This window comes from Pseudoalteromonas byunsanensis (assembly GCF_001854475.1).
Taxonomy (GTDB): Bacteria; Pseudomonadota; Gammaproteobacteria; order Enterobacterales; family Alteromonadaceae; genus Pseudoalteromonas; species Pseudoalteromonas byunsanensis.
In genome coordinates this window covers 16781-34725 of sequence record NZ_MNAN01000010.1, presented here as the reverse complement: position 1 = coordinate 34725, position 17945 = coordinate 16781, and the positions used below count along the sequence as shown (strand labels likewise).

Genomic DNA, 17945 nt, shown 5'->3' with positions numbered 1-17945 from the left:
GGCCATTACTTAAGCTTACTAATATCAAGCGCTTGCCAGTGTGGGAAGTGCTTGCGTACTAAAGCGTTAAGCTCAATTTCAAATTCACTAAACTGTGAATTTGACACACTTTGTGCAGCCAATAGGTTCTCAATCATACCTGCACCAACCGTCAAATTACTTAGTCGGTCGATTAATATAAACGCGCCTGTTTCGCGGTTATTGCGATACACATCGGCCAGAATGCTTTCTGTGAGTTCCAGCGTCACGATGGCAATTTCGTTCAATTGTAAGGTGTCAGCCTGGCCCTTTTCCAACGTATTTACATCAATTGTGTGATCGATATGCTTAACAATAGCCGAAGTATTCTTACTACCAAGCTTGAAGTTATAGCTTTTCCCAATTGCCAATGGTGACTCATGCATCCAAACTAGTTTAGCCTGAATCAGATTAGTAACCTCAGCGTTAGATTCTGCTGGCACAATCACGTCGCCGCGACTTACGTCGACTTCATCGTTAAGTGTGATGGTAAATGCCTGACCTGTTTCAGCACGCTCTAGGTTGCCATCGAATGTCACCAGCTCTTTAATGCTTGAACGCTTACCAGAAGGCAATACTTTTACTGCTTGGCCTACTGCTAGTGACCCCGACGTTAGAGTGCCCTGAAAACCGCGAAAATCCAAGTTCGGGCGCACTACATACTGCACAGGGAAGCGTGCTTCGAACTCTGTGTTCGCAAGGGCGGCCGGAGAATCTTCTAATAACTCCAATAAAGGTTTGTCTTTGTAATATGGTGTGTGCTCAGAACGTGTCACCACATTGTCACCTTTCAAAGCAGACATAGGCACGAACTTGATGTCAGTCACATTTAGCTGCTTTGCAAACTCAAGATACTGTTCTTTGATACGGTTAAACACGGCTTCATCAAAGTTACAGATATCCATTTTGTTCACGGCAACTACAAACTGTTTGATACCAAGAGAATCACAGATAAAGCTGTGTCGCTTAGTTTGGATTTGCACACCATATCGAGCATCGACCAGAATGATAGCTAAGTCACTGGTAGAGGCACCGGTTACCATATTACGAGTGTATTGTTCATGTCCAGGAGTGTCAGCAATGATAAACTTGCGCTTAGCCGTTGAGAAATAACGATATGCAACATCAATGGTGATCCCTTGCTCACGCTCTGCTTGTAGGCCATCTACAAGCAACGCTAAGTCAAGTTCTTCACCTGCGTTGCCTACTTTTTCATTGTCTTTGTGCAGTGCAGCAAGCTGGTCTTCATATATTTGGTGACTGTCGTGCAGCAAGCGACCAATCAAAGTAGATTTACCGTCGTCTACACTGCCGCAAGTCATCATACGTAGTAGGCTCTTGTCTTGCTGACGAGCAAGATAAGCTTCAATACCTAATTCTTTTACTTCATTGGCAGTTGACATTAGAAGTACCCCTCACGTTTTTTCTTCTCCATTGACCCAGCTGAGTCATGGTCAATGACACGACCTTCTCGCTCAGATGATGTTGATAGCAACATTTCTTCGATAATCTCGGTTAATGTACTCGCAGTAGACTCCACTGCACCTGTTAATGGGTAGCAGCCCAAAGTGCGGAAGCGCACAGATTTCATTTGCGGCACTTCGCCTTCTTCTAAAGGCATGCGATCGTCATCTACCATGATTAATGTACCATTGCGCTCAACAACGGGTCTCTCTTTGGCAAGGTAAAGAGGGACCATTTCAATATTTTCCTGATAGATGTATTGCCAGATATCTAACTCAGTCCAGTTAGATAGCGGGAAAACACGGATGCTTTCACCTGGATTGACTTGGCTGTTATAAGTGTTCCATAACTCAGGGCGCTGGTTTTTGGGGTCCCAGCGGTGATGTTTATCACGGAATGAGTAAACACGTTCTTTCGCACGTGATTTCTCTTCATCTCGACGGGCACCGCCAAATGCGGCATCAAAGCCATATTTGTCTAGAGCTTGTTTTAAACCCTGCGTTTTCATAACATCGGTATGTTTTGCGGAGCCATGTGAAAAAGGCCCAATTCCCATGGCAATCCCTTCTGGATTTTTGTGTACCAACAAATCAAAGCCATATTCTTTGGCGATACGGTCACGAAACTCGATCATTTCGCGAAATTTCCAGTCGGTATCAACATGTAATAATGGAAAAGGGATTTTGGCAGGAAAGAAAGCCTTTCGCGCCAAATGAAGAAGTACCGAAGAGTCTTTACCAATTGAGTAAAGCATGACTGGGTTTTCAAACTCCGCAGCGACTTCGCGAATAATCTTTATACTCTCAGCTTCAAGTTGCTGAAGGTGTGTTAAAGCCATGGTCGTCGTCCTACATCAAAAATTAAATATAAATAAACTGTTTATGCCACATCTGTGAGTGGCTGAGCGAAGCTGCTTACTTGTGTTGTTTTACCAAACCAAGCAAGTTGCTCATGCAGCGCCGCAACTTCACCAACAATAAGTAACGCTGGCGATACAATTTTGTGTGTTTCTATTTGTGCGGCTAATTGACTTAGCTGCGTTCTTACCACCCTTTGTTCTTTACGGGTGCCATTCTCAATAATCGCAACAGGTGTTTTACCATCTCGTCCATATTTGAGCAGTTGTGCTTGAATATGCGGGGACTTAATAACACCCATATAAATCGCTAAAGTTTGGTTGGGTTTGGCAAGTGATTGCCAGTCCAGTTCTTGTCCATCTTTTTTGCAATGACCAGTGACAAACTGAATTGCTTGAGCATGATCTCTGTGCGTCAGTGGAATACCCGCATAGGCACTACATCCTGCAGCTGCGGTGATCCCAGGTACTATTTGGTACTTAATTTGATTTTCAGCCAATACCTGTACCTCTTCACCCCCTCGGCCATATATAAACGGATCGCCGCCTTTTATACGACAAACTTTTTTGCCTTGCTTCGCTAAATCAACCAGCATTTGGTTCGTGTCTTCTTGCTTAACGCTATGGTTACCAAGACGCTTACCTACACAGATTAAATCGGCATCGCGGCGAACTAAGTCCATAATTTCATCAGAAACTAAGTAGTCATAAACCACAACATCCGCTTGTTGCATTAATTGCAATGCTTTTAAAGTTAGTAACTCAGGATCGCCCGGACCCGCCCCAACAACATAAACTTCTCCCTCTGGAGTAGGCGTTGCATTAAGCATACCATGTAGTTGTTGCACAGCCGCTTCGGTATCACCTGTTTGAACTTTACTGACCACGCTTGAGTCGAAAACGCGCTCCCAAAATTGGCGTCTGTCTGCAAAATGTTTAAATCGTTTCTTAACTTGAGCACGAAAATCACCCACCAACCTAGCCAAAGGGCCAATATGCTGAGGGATCAAAGTTTCCAATTTCTCTCTTAGTCGACGAGCTAATACAGGGGCTGTTCCTGCGCTTGAAATCGCAATAGTTATTGGGTCTCTATCAACGATAGAAGGGAAAATGAAGGTGCATTTAGGTTGATCATCCACAACGTTAACGAATACATTGCGTGCATTAGCTAATTCAAAAACAGTGTTATTTACAGAGTCGTTGTCTGTGGCTGCAATAACTAACATTTTTCCATCTAAATGAGATGCGCTGAAATGCTCGCTAACAAGAATGACTTGACCTTCATTGGCATGCTCATGAAGTTCGTCACAGAAACTGGGGGCGACCAGCGTGACTTCGGCGCGCGCCTTTATTAATGCACGGCATTTTCTAAGCGCTACTTCACCGCCACCGACGATGAGTACCGGCTTGTTATCAAGTTTGGTGAATATAGGTAAATACTGCACAGTTTGCTCCACAAGCACATAAATAACGCAACCACGATGCACGCAAAGTGGTGAATACGGAAGCAGAATATAGTGCTCCTAACAGAGTAAAAAATAATTAAAACCTAGTTTATATAACTATAAGTTATATGCGACCTTTAAAAAAGGCTTAAGCCTTTATTTACAGCACTTTGCGCGTTTATTTTTTCTGTGGCAGACAGCTTATAGTGTTTGGTTATGAGTTATTCAGCATGACATTGTTATGGGTCTTTGTTTTTGCGGACATATGTCCTATGGTGTTCGCTGAGGATGCTTTTTACTAAGCCAAAAATGTTGAACTTACTGGAATAGAATTATGGCATTGCATGAAGATGCTGAAATGGCATTAAGCTTAATGGACTTAACATCATTGAACGATAGCGATGACGAACATGCTATTGCTGCATTAATTAGTAGTATCAACCCTAAGTTTGGTGTGCCCGCGGCGGTATGTGTTTATCCCCAATTTGTCGCGCTGGCTAAACGTTTACTCGCTGAACGAGGCTTAATGCAAGTCAAAGTAGCGACGGTAACCAACTTTGCGGATGGTAAACAAACATTGAAGCGTGTATTGGCGCAAACAGAGCAAGCCTTGGAAGACGGTGCAGATGAAATCGACCTAGTATTGCCTTATCAGCAACTAATAGCGGGCGACCCGGATACGCCTTGGCAATATGTCAACTCCAGCAAAACTCTGTGTGAGGGTCGAGCAAAGCTCAAGGTGATTATAGAAAGTGGCGTGTTAGAAACAGAGGCCTTGATCACGCAAGCATGTGAAGTTGCCATTCTCGCTGGCGCCGATTTTATTAAAACTAGTACCGGAAAAGTGAATGTAAATGCCACACTAGATGCAACACGCACTATACTGAAGTTTATAAAGCGCTCTGGTAAAGACGTAAGCTTTAAAGCCGCAGGAGGCGTTAAAACTGTGCTGCAAGCAGCAGAGTATCTACGTCTCGCCGAAGAAATCATGGGGAGCCAGTGGGTAAATGCGGATCATTTTCGCTTTGGTGCCTCAAGCTTATTAGCGGATATACATGAAACAATCTCTAGTTCGGGAAAGTGATTTAGAAAAGCTAAAGTTGGAGCATGATGCAGCTAAGCTATTTCTGCGTTGTTATGAACAACAATATGGCACGCCCATGCGGCATATCTGGCACAATGAGCCAAATATGCCGGACATTAGTTGTTATCAAGGTGATGAACGTCTTGATATTGAAGTAGCACATCTCTATGGCAGTGAAAAAGAAGCGATGGCGGTACTTGGCAGGCCATTGTCGCTGGAAACTCAACGCGAGTTAGCCGCCATGGCGCAGGCCCCTACAGAGCAACGTTTGCGTTTTGCACTCGGACGCTTATTAAATCAAAAAGCCTATAAACGCTACCATTCCAAGCGTACTTGGCTATTAATACGTAATGCTAGTACGTTGTGGCACCACTCGGATTTTGTTGCTGTGGTTGGTCATCTTGACTATCCCAGCAATCATGCCTTTGAGCAGATCTGGTTGTTGACTGACTTTTATAACCCCGATTTAATTCGATTAGACACTTGAATTTGCACCATTCAAACCCATCTAAACCGTTGTATTGATGGCGGTTGCGTGGATTATTTGTGTTTGCACATCTTTTACTCTTGTTTTCAAATTGTTCGTAAGTATAATGGGCATCCACTTTGCAGGGGCGTAGTTCCAATTGGTAGAACAGCGGTCTCCAAAACCGATGGTTGCGGGTTCGAGTCCTGCCGCCCCTGCCAATTCAAAACTTGAGTCTAAATCTAAAATAATGTGTTTTCAGTCTTGAGCGCTTATTTGTACATTTGGATTTAATGGATTTACCCTGTTATATGCAGGGTTGTTGTGTCTGTATTTAAGGTAAAATTGATTATGAGCACTAATGTTGAAAGCCCGTCAAGCTCGATGGACATGGTAAAATGGCTAATTGCAATCACGCTACTTATGGGTGCGGTAGTTGGCAACTATCTTTATGCAGATATGTCTGTATTGGTACGTGCGGTAGGTGTGGTTGCAGCGGTAGCAGCAGGTTTGGGTGTTGCAGTTACCACTGAGAAAGGGCGTACTTTTATTGCTTTTGCAAAAGAGTCTCGCATTGAAGTACGTAAAGTTGTTTGGCCTACGCGTCAAGAAACGACTCATACTACACTTATCGTAATGGCTGCGACTGTAGTAATGGCGTTGATCCTTTGGGGATTGGACGGCATTTTATTCCGAGTTGTTGGCTTTTTAACTGGATTGGAGATCTGATCCCATGTCGGATGAGAACAAAGAAAAGAAATTACGTTGGTACGTAATTCAGGCGTTTTCAGGTTTTGAAAAGCGCGTAGCGCAAACCATCATTGAGCATATCAAAATTGAAGGTTTGGAAGAGTATTTTGGCGAGGTGCTTGTACCAACTGAAGAAGTTGTTGAAATGCGAGCGGGCCAAAAGCGTAAGTCTGAACGTAAATTCTTCCCAGGCTACGTGTTAGTTGAAATGGTCATGAACGATGCTTCATGGCACTTGGTAAACAGCACACCACGAGTAATGGGCTTTGTTGGCGGTACGTCAGATAGACCTGCACCGATCAGCCAAAAAGAAGCAGACCGTATCTTAAACCGTCTGCAAGAAAATGCTGAAGCACCGAAACCTGCGACATTATTTGAGCCAGGTGAAGTAGTTCGTGTTACTGATGGTCCATTTGCAGATTTCAACGGTGTGGTTGAAGAGGTTGATTACGAGAAGAGTCGCCTGAAAGTTTCAGTACTTATCTTCGGTCGTTCGACACCTGTTGATCTTGAATTCGGCCAAGTGGAAAAAGATAAGTAATCTTTCTCCTACGAGCTATTGAAAAAGGCCGCTGGTTAACTTATAATCAGCGGCCTTTTTGTATGTTAGGGTGTTAAACCTTAATAATATCAAAAAGTTTTTTTTAATTGGGAAGCCGTTTGAGTACGCGTCCTCGCGCGCACAAGGCTAAGACCCACCTAATGAGGTATTATCATGGCTAAAAAAGTTGAAGCTCTAATCAAGCTACAAGTTGCTGCTGGTATGGCTAACCCTAGTCCTCCAGTAGGTCCTGCACTAGGTCAACACGGTGTAAACATCATGGAATTCTGTAAAGCGTTCAACGCACGTACAGAGTCTATCGAGAAAGGCGCACCTGTTCCTGTAGTAATTTCTGTATACAGCGATCGTTCTTTCACGTTCGAAATGAAGACTCCTCCTGCATCTTACCTTCTTAAGAAGGCTGCAGGCATCAAGTCTGGTTCTGGTCGTCCTAACACTGAGAAAGTGGGTACTGTTACACGTGCTCAACTTGAAGAGATCGTTGAGACTAAACGTCCAGATTTAACAGCGGCTGACATGGAAGCTGCGGTTCGCACGATTGCAGGTTCTGCACGTGCAATGGGCTTGAACGTAGAGGGTTAATAGAAATGGCTAAACTTACTAAACGTATGCGTACTATCCGCGAAAAAGTGGATGTTACTAAAGATTACGAAATCAATGAAGCAGTTGCATTACTTAAAGAATTAGCAACAGCTAAATTCGTTGAAAGTGTTGACGTTGCTGTTAACCTTGGTATCGATGCACGTAAATCAGACCAAAACGTACGTGGTGCTACTGTACTACCACACGGTACTGGTCGTGACGTTCGCGTAGCTGTGTTCACTCAAGGTGCTAACGCTGATGCTGCTAAAGAAGCTGGTGCTGATTTAGTTGGTATGGAAGACCTTGCTGAGCAAGTTAAGAAAGGCGAAATGAACTTTGACGTTGTTGTTGCTTCTCCTGATGCAATGCGCGTTGTTGGTCAACTAGGTCAAATCCTAGGTCCACGTGGTCTTATGCCAAACCCTAAAACTGGTACTGTAACGCCTAACGTTGCAGAAGCAGTTAAAAATGCTAAAGCTGGTCAGGTTCGCTACCGTAACGATAAGAACGGTATCATCCACACTACTATCGGTAAAGTGGATTTCACTGCTGAGCAGTTGCAACAAAACCTTGAATCTCTACTTGTTGCGCTTAAGAAAGCTAAGCCTTCTCAAGCAAAAGGTACTTACTTGAAAAAAGTAAGCATCTCAACAACTATGGGCGCAGGTGTTGCTGTTGACCAAGCTACTCTAAATACGCAAGTATAATTAATTAGAGATTAGCATTTACATGGCGTAATTTTTGAACTATAATTTTGCGCCATTTTGTTGATAAATTCATTTGAATATAATCAACAAACAAAGAATTCGGGTTGAAGCGTATAATTTCGCAACACTTTTTAAGTAACGCGATAAATTACGCTTCCGTCCAAGACCGTAGGTGGCCTTGGCCTTAATCGTCCTACGTAGACGGTGTGAATCCCAGCTAGATTTTTCCTAATCTTCTGGCTCTCGCCGTAAAAAGCATCTCTGCTAAAGTTTTTAGCAGGGTAGAGTAGAACTGAAAAACAAATCTTTGTTTTTCTATAAACCAGGAGTAACACCCATGGCTTTAAATCTTCAAGACAAAAAAGCAATTGTTGCTGAAGTCAACGAAGCTGCCAAAGGTGCTCTTTCAGCAGTTGTTGCTGATTCTCGTGGTGTAACAGTAGGTGCAATCACTGCTCTTCGTAAAGAAGCTCGTGAAGCTGGTGTATGGATGAAAGTTGTTCGTAACACCCTAGCTAAACGTGCTGTTGAAGGCACTGATTACGAATGCCTTAACGAATCACTAGTTGGTCCAAGCCTTATCGCTTTCTCTTCAGAGCACCCAGGTGCTGCTGCGCGTATCTTCTCAGATTTCGCGAAAAAGAACGAAGCATTCGAGCTTAAAACTGCTGCATTCGAAGGTAAAGTTGTAGACGTAGCTATGCTTGCTAAGCTACCTACTTACGACGAAGCTGTTGCACGCTTAATGAGCGCTATGAAAGAAGCGTCTGCTGGCAAATTGTGTAAAACAATTGAAGCGGTACGTGTACAGAAAGCTGAGCAAGCTGCTTAATTTAAGCCTCGCTCCTTTCTTTAATAAATTTTTTGAACCACATGGGTTCGTGAATAATTAGGAAATTTGAAATGTCTGTAACTAAAGACCAAATCCTTGACGCTATTGCTGAAATGTCAGTAATGGAAGTTGTTGAACTAGTAGAAGCAATGGAAGAAAAATTCGGTGTAACTGCAGCTGCTGCTGTTGTTGCTGCGGGTCCTGCTGAAGCTGCTGAAGAAAAGACTGAGTTCGACGTAATCCTAGCTGCTGCTGGCGGTAACAAAGTTGCTGCAATCAAAGCGGTACGTGGCGCTACAGGTCTAGGCCTTAAAGAAGCTAAGGCTCTAGTAGAGTCTGCTCCTGCACCTATCAAAGAAGGTGTATCTAAGGAAGAAGCTGAAGCACTTAAGAAAGATCTTGAAGAAGCTGGTGCTCAAGTTGAGATCAAGTAATCTAGCTGACGCTAGGTTCGCTGCCTGAGAAATCAGGCAAGGGCTGGTGATTATTTAATCACCGGCCCTTTTGCGCTATAGCGAGATGCTTTCTATCGCGCAATAAAATTCTAAATTTCAATGGTATTTTCAATGACTTACATGTTTTTGTTAATATCAATGGCATTTAGTACAACAATTAGATGTTGTTATCATGGCTTGAATGCCAGTTAAGTCTGTTCTTACAAGAACAGGTTGGGTCAAAGATCAGCAAGCTGAGGAACCCCATGGCTTACTCTTATTCTGAAAAGAAACGTATCCGTAAGGATTTTGGTAAACGTCCACAAGTTTTGGACATACCTTTCTTACTGTCGACGCAGTTGGAATCGTTCAAAAAATTCTTGAATCCGGACGCTGATGGCGACCACGGTTTGGAAGCTGCTTTCCGTTCTGTGTTTCCGATCAAAAGCTACTCGGGAAATTCTGAGCTACAATACGTAAGTTATCGTATTGGTGAGCCAGTATTCGATGTAAAAGAATGTCAAATTCGCGGCGTGACTTATTCTGCTCCACTTCGCGTTAAATTACGTCTTGTGTTAATGGATAAAGACGCACCAGGCACAGTTAAAGACATTAAAGAGCAAGAAGTTTACATGGGCGAAATCCCGCTCATGACTGACACCGGTACTTTTGTTATCAATGGAACAGAGCGTGTTATCGTTTCTCAGCTACACCGTTCACCTGGTGTATTCTTTGATAACGACCGTGGTAAGTCGCACTCGTCAGGTAAAGTGCTATATAACGCTCGCGTTATCCCTTACCGTGGTTCATGGTTAGATTTTGAATTCGACGTAAAAGATAACCTTTACGTTCGTATTGACCGCCGTCGTAAACTACCAGCATCAATCATTTTACGTGCGCTTGAGTTCTCTACAGAAGAGATCCTAAGCTTGTTCTTCGAAACAACAACGTTCGAAGTAACCAACGGTAAAGTGCTAATGGAGCTTGTACCATCACGCCTACGTGGTGAAACTGCTGCTTTTGATATTAAAGATGCTGACGGTGAAGTAGTGATTGAATCTGGTCGCCGTATTACCGCGCGCCACATTAAAACACTAGAAAAGAAAGAAGTTAGTCAGTTAGAGGTACCACACGAATATATCATTGGTCGTGTTGTTGCAAAGGACTACATCGACGAGTCATCTGGCGAAGTTATCGCTAATGCTAACGATGAGTTATCGCTTGAGCTAATGGCTGAGCTTGTTAAAGCAGGTCACACTCGCATCGCAACATTGTATATCAACGACGTTGATAGTGGTGCCTACATGTCGGATACAGTGCGTATCGACTCAACTAGCAACCGTTTGGAAGCTTTGGTTGAAATCTATCGCATGATGCGCCCTGGTGAGCCACCAACAAAAGAAGCGGCGGAAGCCCTATTTGACAATTTGTTCTTCTCTGAAGAGCGTTATGATTTGTCAACTGTTGGTCGTATGAAGTTTAACAGCCGTGTAGGTTATGACACGGACACAGGCCCAGGTACATTAAGCAAAGAAGACATCGTTGCGGTAATGCGCGTATTGATCGACATTCGTAACGGTAAAGGCGAAGTGGATGATATCGACCACTTAGGCAACCGTCGTATTCGTTCTGTTGGTGAAATGGCAGAAAACCAATTCCGTGTTGGTCTAGTACGTGTTGAGCGTGCAGTGCGTGAGCGCCTAAGTCTTGGTGATCTTGATGCTGTTATGCCACAGGACTTAATCAATGCTAAGCCTATTTCAGCGGCAGTAAAAGAATTCTTCGGTTCTTCACAGCTATCTCAGTTCATGGACCAAAACAACCCATTATCTGAAGTAACGCACAAACGTCGTATTTCTGCGTTAGGTCCGGGTGGTTTGACACGTGAACGTGCAGGCTTTGAAGTACGTGACGTACACGTAACGCACTATGGTCGCGTATGTCCAATCGAAACGCCTGAAGGTCCGAACATCGGTCTGATCAACTCATTGTCTACATATGCACGTACTAACGACTATGGTTTCTTAGAAACTCCATACCGTAAAGTAGCAGATGGTGTTGTAACTGACGAAGTTGATTACTTATCGGCTATCGAAGAAGGTCAGTTCGTAATTGCGCAGGCAAACTCGAACTTAGACGAGAACAATGAATTTATTGATGAGCAGATCCCATGTCGTCACAAAGGTGAATCGACATTTATGGGTCGTTCTGACATCCAATATATGGACGTATCTCCACAGCAGGTTATCTCTGTGGCAGCGGCACTTATTCCATTCCTAGAGCACGATGACGCGAACCGTGCACTCATGGGATCGAACATGCAACGTCAGGCTGTTCCGACGTTGAAAGCAGACAAGCCGCTAGTTGGTACTGGTATTGAATTAACACTTGCAAAAGACTCTGGTGTAACTATCGTTGCTAAGCGTGGCGGTGTAGTTAAATACGCTGATGCAAGCCGTATCGTAGTTAACGTAAATGAAGAAGAGCGTATTCCGGGTGAAGCGGGTATCGACATTTACAATCTAACTAAATACACACGTTCAAACCAAAACACCTGTATCAACCAGAAACCAACTTGTATGGTTGGAGAGCCGGTTGTACGTGGTGATGTACTAGCTGATGGTCCATCTACAGATTTAGGTGACTTAGCACTTGGTCAAAACTTACGCGTGGCATTCATGCCTTGGAATGGTTACAACTTCGAAGACTCGATCTTGCTATCTGAGCGCGTAGTTGAAGAAGATCGTCTAACCACGATTCACATTCAAGAGCTACAGTGTATCGCTCGTGATACTAAGTTAGGTCCAGAAGAGATCACCGCGGATATTCCAAACGTTGGTGAATCAGCGCTTGGTAAACTTGATGAATCAGGTGTTGTATACATCGGTGCTGAAGTTAAAGGCGGCGATATCCTAGTAGGCAAAGTAACACCTAAAGGTGAAACGCAATTAACTCCTGAAGAAAAGCTGCTACGTGCTATCTTCGGTGAAAAAGCATCAGACGTTAAAGACAGCTCGCTACGTGTTCCAAACTCTGTAACGGGTACTGTTATTGACGTACAAGTATTTACTCGAGATGGTGTTGAAAAAGATAAGCGTGCGCTTGAAGTTGAAGACATGCAGCTTCGTGAAGCGAAAAAAGACTTCAATGAAGAGTTCAAGATCCTTGAAGGTGGTGTTCTAACACGTGCGCGCAATCTACTTGTTAAAGCAGGCTTCGATGAAAGCCGTATCGCAGGTCTTTCAACTGACAAGTTGCTAACGCAAAGTCTTGCAGATGAACAGCAGCAATCAGAGCTTGAGCAATTAGCTGCACAGTACGATGAGCTTAAAGCCGAGTACGACAAGAAGTTCGAAAACAAACGTCGCAAGATCACCCAAGGTGATGACTTAGCGCCGGGTGTATTGAAGATCGTTAAAGTTTACCTAGCGGTAAAACGTCGTATCCAGCCTGGTGATAAGATGGCGGGTCGTCACGGTAACAAGGGTGTAATCTCTACTATCGTGCCAGTTGAAGACATGCCATACGATGAGAAAGGTCGTACTGTAGACATCGTATTGAACCCGTTGGGTGTACCATCGCGTATGAACATCGGTCAGATCCTTGAAACTCATATGGGTCTAGCTGCACGTGGTATCGGTGAGCGCATCGAAGAGATGATGAAAGAACAGCGTGAGCTTGCAGAATTACGTGATTTCATTAAGAAAGCGTATGAAGTGGGTGATTGTCGTCAGAAAGTAGATATTGATAGTTTCTCTGATGATGAAGTTCGTCGCTTAGCTGAAAACCTAAAAGGCGGTTTACCAATTGCAACTCCAGCATTTGACGGCGCGAAAGAAAGCGAAATCAAAGAGCTACTTGAGCTAGGTGGTTATCCATCAAGCGGTCAGGTAACACTTTACGATGGTCGTACTGGTGATGCGTTTGAACGTCAAGTAACTGTTGGCTATATGTACATGTTGAAACTTAACCACTTGGTTGATGACAAGATGCACGCACGTTCAACAGGTTCTTACAGCTTAGTTACTCAGCAGCCGCTGGGTGGTAAAGCACAGTTCGGTGGACAGCGTTTCGGTGAGATGGAGGTATGGGCATTAGAAGCATACGGTGCTGCCTATACACTACAGGAAATGTTGACAGTTAAGTCGGATGACGTAAATGGTCGTACTAAGATGTATAAGAACATCGTTGACGGTAACCACAAGATGGAACCGGGTATGCCAGAGTCATTCAACGTATTGCTCAAAGAAATCCGCTCACTGGGTATCAACATCGAGTTGGAAGAAAATTAATCCGACCGCCGCAGCTAAAACTGCGGCAGTTACCCTCCCAGTGGGTAGCCGGACTGAAAGAATGAAGGGGCAAGCAATGCTTGTCCTCAAGATTAACCTCCGACAGGAGAGCTAAGGTGAAAGACTTACTTAAGTTTCTGAAGCAACAAAATAAGACCGAAGAATTTGATGCAATTCGCATTGGTCTTGCTTCACCAGACATGGTGCGTTCATGGTCTTACGGTGAGGTAAAGAAACCTGAGACAATCAACTACCGTACTTTCAAGCCTGAGCGTGATGGCTTATTCTGTGCCCGTATTTTCGGCCCAGTGAAAGATTATGAGTGTTTATGTGGTAAATATAAGCGCTTAAAACACCGTGGTGTGATCTGTGAAAAATGTGGCGTTGAAGTAACGTTAACTAAAGTGCGCCGTGACCGTATGGGTCACATTGAGCTTGCAAGCCCTGTGGCGCATATCTGGTTCTTGAAATCATTACCATCTCGTATTGGTTTAATGCTAGATATGACATTGCGTGATATTGAACGTGTACTTTACTTTGAATCATTTGTGGTAACAGAGCCTGGTATGACGACGCTTGAGCGTGGTCAGTTATTAGGTGAAGAAGAATACCTAGATGCACTAGAAGAGCACGGTGATGAGTTCGAAGCGAAGATGGGTGCAGAAGCTGTACTTGATTTGCTACGTGAACTAGACCTTGGTCAATTAATCGCTGAAATGCGTGAAGAGTTACCAACAATTAACTCTGAGACTAAGCGTAAGAAAATCACTAAGCGTCTTAAGTTAATGGAATCTTTCCACCAATCAGGTAACAACCCTGAGTGGATGATCATGAGCGTGCTTCCGGTTCTTCCACCAGATTTACGTCCATTAGTACCACTAGATGGCGGTCGTTTTGCAACGTCTGACTTGAACGATCTTTATCGTCGTGTTATTAACCGTAACAACCGTTTGAAGCGTCTTTTAGACTTAGCTGCACCAGATATTATCGTACGTAACGAAAAGCGTATGTTACAAGAAGCGGTTGATGCGCTACTTGATAACGGTCGTCGTGGTCGTGCGATTACAGGTTCTAACAAGCGTCCACTTAAGTCGCTTGCGGACATGATCAAAGGTAAGCAAGGTCGTTTCCGTCAAAACCTTCTTGGTAAGCGTGTTGACTACTCAGGCCGTTCTGTAATCACGGTTGGTCCTACGCTTAAGCTACACCAGTGTGGTCTTCCTAAGAAAATGGCACTTGAGCTATTCAAGCCATTTATCTACGGTAAGCTAGAGCGTCGTGGTATGGCGACAACTATCAAAGCTGCTAAGAAGATGGTTGAGCGTGAAGTACCAGAGGTTTGGGACGTACTAGACGAAGTAATCCGTGAGCACCCGGTTCTACTTAACCGTGCACCGACACTTCACCGTCTTGGTATCCAAGCATTCGAACCGGTTCTTATCGAAGGTAAAGCGATTCACCTGCACCCACTAGTGTGTGCGGCCTATAACGCTGACTTCGATGGAGACCAAATGGCGGTACACGTACCGTTAACGATTGAAGCACAGCTTGAAGCGCGTGCGCTGATGATGTCGACTAACAACATCCTATCTCCAGCGAACGGTGAGCCAATCATCGTACCTTCACAGGACGTTGTACTAGGTCTTTATTACATGACGCGTGACCGTATTAACGGTAAAGGCGAAGGCATTGTATTCAAAGATCCTAAAGAAGCAGAAAAAGCATACCGTACAGGAGCTGCCGAGCTTCACGCTCGCGTAAAAGTTCGTATTACTGAAACGCGTATTGATGAAGAAACCAAAGAACGTTCAGAAGTAACAGAGATCATTGATACGACAGTTGGTCGTGCGATTTTATCACTTGTGTTACCTGAAGGTTTACCGTTTGAGCTTATCAATAAAGCACTAGGTAAGAAGCAGATTTCTGGTCTATTAAACGAGTGTTACCGTCGTCTTGGTCTAAAAGATACGGTGGTATTTGCTGACCAAGTGATGTACACCGGTTTCCACTATGCGATGAAGTCTGGTGTTTCAATTGGTATTGATGACTTAGTTATCCCACCAATTAAAGCTGAAATCATTGAAAATGCCGAAGCAGAAGTAAATGAAATCAACCAACAGTTCCAGTCTGGTCTTGTAACTGCGGGTGAGAAATACAACAAAGTTATCGATATCTGGTCACGTGTTAATGAAAACTTATCACGTGAGATGATGGCTAACTTGTCAAAAGACACCGTTATCAACGCTCAAGGTGAGCAAGAAGAGCAACCGTCATTTAACTCAGTGTTTATGATGGCCGACTCGGGCGCTCGTGGTAGTGCCGCTCAGATCCGTCAGCTAGCTGGTATGCGTGGTCTAATGGCACGTCCAGATGGTTCAATCATCGAAACACCTATTACGGCTAACTTCCGTGAAGGTCTAAACGTACTACAGTACTTTATCTCAACTCACGGTGCGCGTAAGGGTCTTGCCGATACGGCACTTAAGACAGCGAACTCGGGTTACTTGACTCGTCGTCTAGTAGACGTAGCACAAGACTTGGTTATCAATGATGACGATTGTGGCACATTAGATGGTCTAACAATGAAACCGCTTATCGAAGGTGGTGATGTTGTTGAGCCGCTACGCGAACGTGTACTAGGTCGTGTTGTTGCTGAAGATGTTGTGAAGCCAGGTACTAACGAAGTATTGGTTGAGCGTAACATTATGCTTGATGAAAAACTGTGTGACCTTTTAGAAGAGCACTCAGTGGATGAAGTACGTGTACGTTCTGTAATCACTTGTGACAATGACTTTGGTGTATGTGCTAAGTGTTACGGTCGTGACCTTGCACGTGGTCACTTGATCAATGCTGGTGAGTCTGTAGGTGTTATCGCTGCACAATCAATCGGTGAGCCAGGTACACAGCTTACGATGCGTACATTCCACATCGGTGGTGCGGCGTCAAGAGCATCTGCTGAGAACAGCGTACAAGTTAAGACTAACGGTAGCCTTAAGCTGCACAATGCAAAATATGTATTGAACACTGATGGCAAGATAGTAATTACGTCACGCTCTACAGAAATCACTATCATCGATGAGCACGGTCGTGAGAAAGAACGTTATAAAGTACCTTACGGTGCGGTATTAACGGTTCAAGATGGTGCAGACGTTAAAGGTAACGACATTGTTGCAACTTGGGATCCGCACAGTCACCCAATTATCATCGAACATGAGTCTAAGATCAGCTTCTCTGACATCGATGACAGCAACACTGAAGCACAAACGGATGAACTGACTGGTCTAACCCGTGTGGTTGTTAAAGACTTGTCTAAGGTTAATGCGAAAGAACCTAAGCTAATCGTAGAAAACGAAGAGCGTGGTTTACAAGAAATTCGCTTACCATCGTTTACCACTATCGAAATTTCAGATGGCACAACGGCTGCACCTGGTAAGGTTCTAGCGCGTATTCCACAAGAAGGTTCGAAGACACGTGACATTACCGGTGGTCTACCGCGCGTAGCGGACTTGTTCGAAGCACGTAAGCCAAAGGATCCTGCAATTCTTGCAGAGATCACAGGTACTATTAGCTTCGGTAAAGAGACCAAAGGTAAGAAACGTCTTGTTATCACACCTGAACAGGGTGATGCATACGAAGAGATGATCCCGAAATGGCGTCAGCTTAACGTGTTCGAGGGTGAGCAGGTTTCTAAAGGTGAAGTTATCGCCGATGGTCCTGAGTCTCCACATGACATCTTGCGTCTACGTGGTGTGACTGACGTATCTAACTACATCGTAAACGAAGTACAAGAAGTATATCGTCTACAGGGTGTAAAGATTAACGATAAGCACATTGAGACTATCATTCGTCAGATGCTACGTAAGTGTATCATCCTAGATGGTGGCGACACTGAGTTCCTTGCGGGTGAGCAAGTAGAAGTGGCTCGCGTAAACATCGCGAACCGTGAGCTTGAAAAGCAAGGTAAGATCCCAGCTAAGTTTGAAATTCAGCTGATGGGTATTACTAAAGCATCACTTGCAACTGAGTCGTTCATCTCGGCTGCATCGTTCCAAGAAACAACACGAGTTCTAACGGAAGCGGCTGTAAATGGTAAGAGCGACGAGTTACGTGGTCTGAAAGAAAACGTAATCGTTGGTCGTCTGATCCCTGCTGGTACAGGTTTCGCGTATCACCAAGATCGTATGAACCGTCGCAAGCAAGCAGAGATGCCAATTGAAGAGCAAACTGTAAGCGCTGAAGAGGCAACTCAAGCACTTACTGATGCACTTAACGCTGATTTACTAGGTGGAAACAAATAAGGTTCCATTTATAAATATGCTTGAAAAAGCCGCCTTTATTGGCGGCTTTTTTGTATTCAATTTTTATATTTCAAGTGCCGGTCTGTTATCAAGGCTGTTCATTAAAATGTTAGCCATTTTTTTGAGTATATACTCCTCCAAGAAACAGACCTCAC

At 44.1% G+C, this 17945-nt stretch carries 13 protein-coding genes and 1 tRNA gene; 11 read left to right on the top strand and 3 right to left on the bottom strand.

What is annotated here, in order from left to right; all coding sequences use genetic code 11:
- Positions 1-5 precede the first annotated feature (5 nt).
- The 3 genes from cysN to cysG are packed head-to-tail and all read right to left on the bottom strand — an operon-like array spanning position 6 to position 3783.
- Positions 6-1421 carry a sulfate adenylyltransferase subunit CysN gene (gene cysN / locus BIW53_RS01615; RefSeq protein WP_070990008.1) on the bottom strand — a complete coding sequence of 472 codons (1416 nt, stop codon included), beginning with the start codon at positions 1419-1421 and terminating at the stop codon, positions 6-8.
- Positions 1421-2320 (bottom strand): sulfate adenylyltransferase subunit CysD, encoded by a 900-nt coding sequence (cysD, locus tag BIW53_RS01610; protein WP_070990007.1) that lies wholly within the window; start codon positions 2318-2320, stop codon positions 1421-1423. The genes cysN and cysD overlap by 1 nt, the downstream gene beginning before the upstream one ends.
- Positions 2321-2361: 41 nt before the next feature.
- Entirely contained in the window at positions 2362-3783 is a 1422-nt protein-coding gene (cysG, locus tag BIW53_RS01605; RefSeq protein WP_070990025.1) for a siroheme synthase CysG, read from the bottom strand.
- A gap of 334 nt (positions 3784-4117) precedes the next feature.
- On the opposite strand from cysG, the gene deoC reads away from it, so the two are divergent.
- The 11 genes from deoC to rpoC all read left to right on the top strand — a co-directional run bounded on the left by deoC (position 4118) and on the right by rpoC (position 17790).
- A complete protein-coding gene (gene deoC / locus BIW53_RS01600) occupies positions 4118-4867 on the top strand; it encodes a deoxyribose-phosphate aldolase (RefSeq protein ID WP_070990005.1) in 750 nt (249 codons plus the stop codon).
- Positions 4839-5354: a hypothetical protein gene (locus tag BIW53_RS01595; protein WP_070990003.1), complete on the top strand. Its 516-nt coding sequence runs from the start codon at positions 4839-4841 to the stop codon at positions 5352-5354. Before deoC ends, BIW53_RS01595 begins: the two co-directional genes overlap by 29 nt.
- Positions 5355-5477: 123 nt before the next feature.
- Positions 5478-5554 (top strand) — tRNA-Trp (locus tag BIW53_RS01590).
- A 130-nt stretch (positions 5555-5684) separates the two neighbouring features.
- Positions 5685-6062 (top strand): preprotein translocase subunit SecE, encoded by a 378-nt coding sequence (secE, locus tag BIW53_RS01585; RefSeq protein ID WP_070990002.1) that lies wholly within the window; start codon positions 5685-5687, stop codon positions 6060-6062.
- Positions 6063-6066: 4 nt separating this feature from the next.
- Positions 6067-6624 carry a transcription termination/antitermination protein NusG gene (gene nusG, locus BIW53_RS01580; RefSeq protein WP_070989999.1) on the top strand — a complete coding sequence of 186 codons (558 nt, stop codon included), beginning with the start codon at positions 6067-6069 and terminating at the stop codon, positions 6622-6624.
- Between the two features lie 174 nt (positions 6625-6798).
- Entirely contained in the window at positions 6799-7227 is a 429-nt protein-coding gene (rplK, locus tag BIW53_RS01575; RefSeq protein WP_070989997.1) for a 50S ribosomal protein L11, read from the top strand.
- 5 nt (positions 7228-7232) lie between these two features.
- Positions 7233-7934 (top strand): 50S ribosomal protein L1, encoded by a 702-nt coding sequence (gene rplA, locus BIW53_RS01570; protein WP_070989995.1) that lies wholly within the window; start codon positions 7233-7235, stop codon positions 7932-7934.
- Positions 7935-8271: 337 nt separating this feature from the next.
- The gene (gene rplJ, locus BIW53_RS01565) at positions 8272-8766 is read left to right on the top strand and encodes a 50S ribosomal protein L10 (protein WP_070989993.1); all 495 of its coding nucleotides are present in this window, start codon (positions 8272-8274) and stop codon (positions 8764-8766) included.
- A 71-nt stretch (positions 8767-8837) separates the two neighbouring features.
- Positions 8838-9200: a 50S ribosomal protein L7/L12 gene (rplL, locus tag BIW53_RS01560; protein WP_010376226.1), complete on the top strand. Its 363-nt coding sequence runs from the start codon at positions 8838-8840 to the stop codon at positions 9198-9200.
- Positions 9201-9466: 266 nt separating this feature from the next.
- On the top strand, positions 9467-13492 hold the full coding sequence (gene rpoB, locus BIW53_RS01555) for a DNA-directed RNA polymerase subunit beta (RefSeq protein ID WP_070989991.1): 4026 nt from the start codon (positions 9467-9469) through the stop codon (positions 13490-13492).
- Between the two features lie 116 nt (positions 13493-13608).
- Positions 13609-17790: a DNA-directed RNA polymerase subunit beta' gene (gene rpoC, locus BIW53_RS01550; protein ID WP_070989989.1), complete on the top strand. Its 4182-nt coding sequence runs from the start codon at positions 13609-13611 to the stop codon at positions 17788-17790.
- Positions 17791-17945 lie beyond the last annotated feature (155 nt).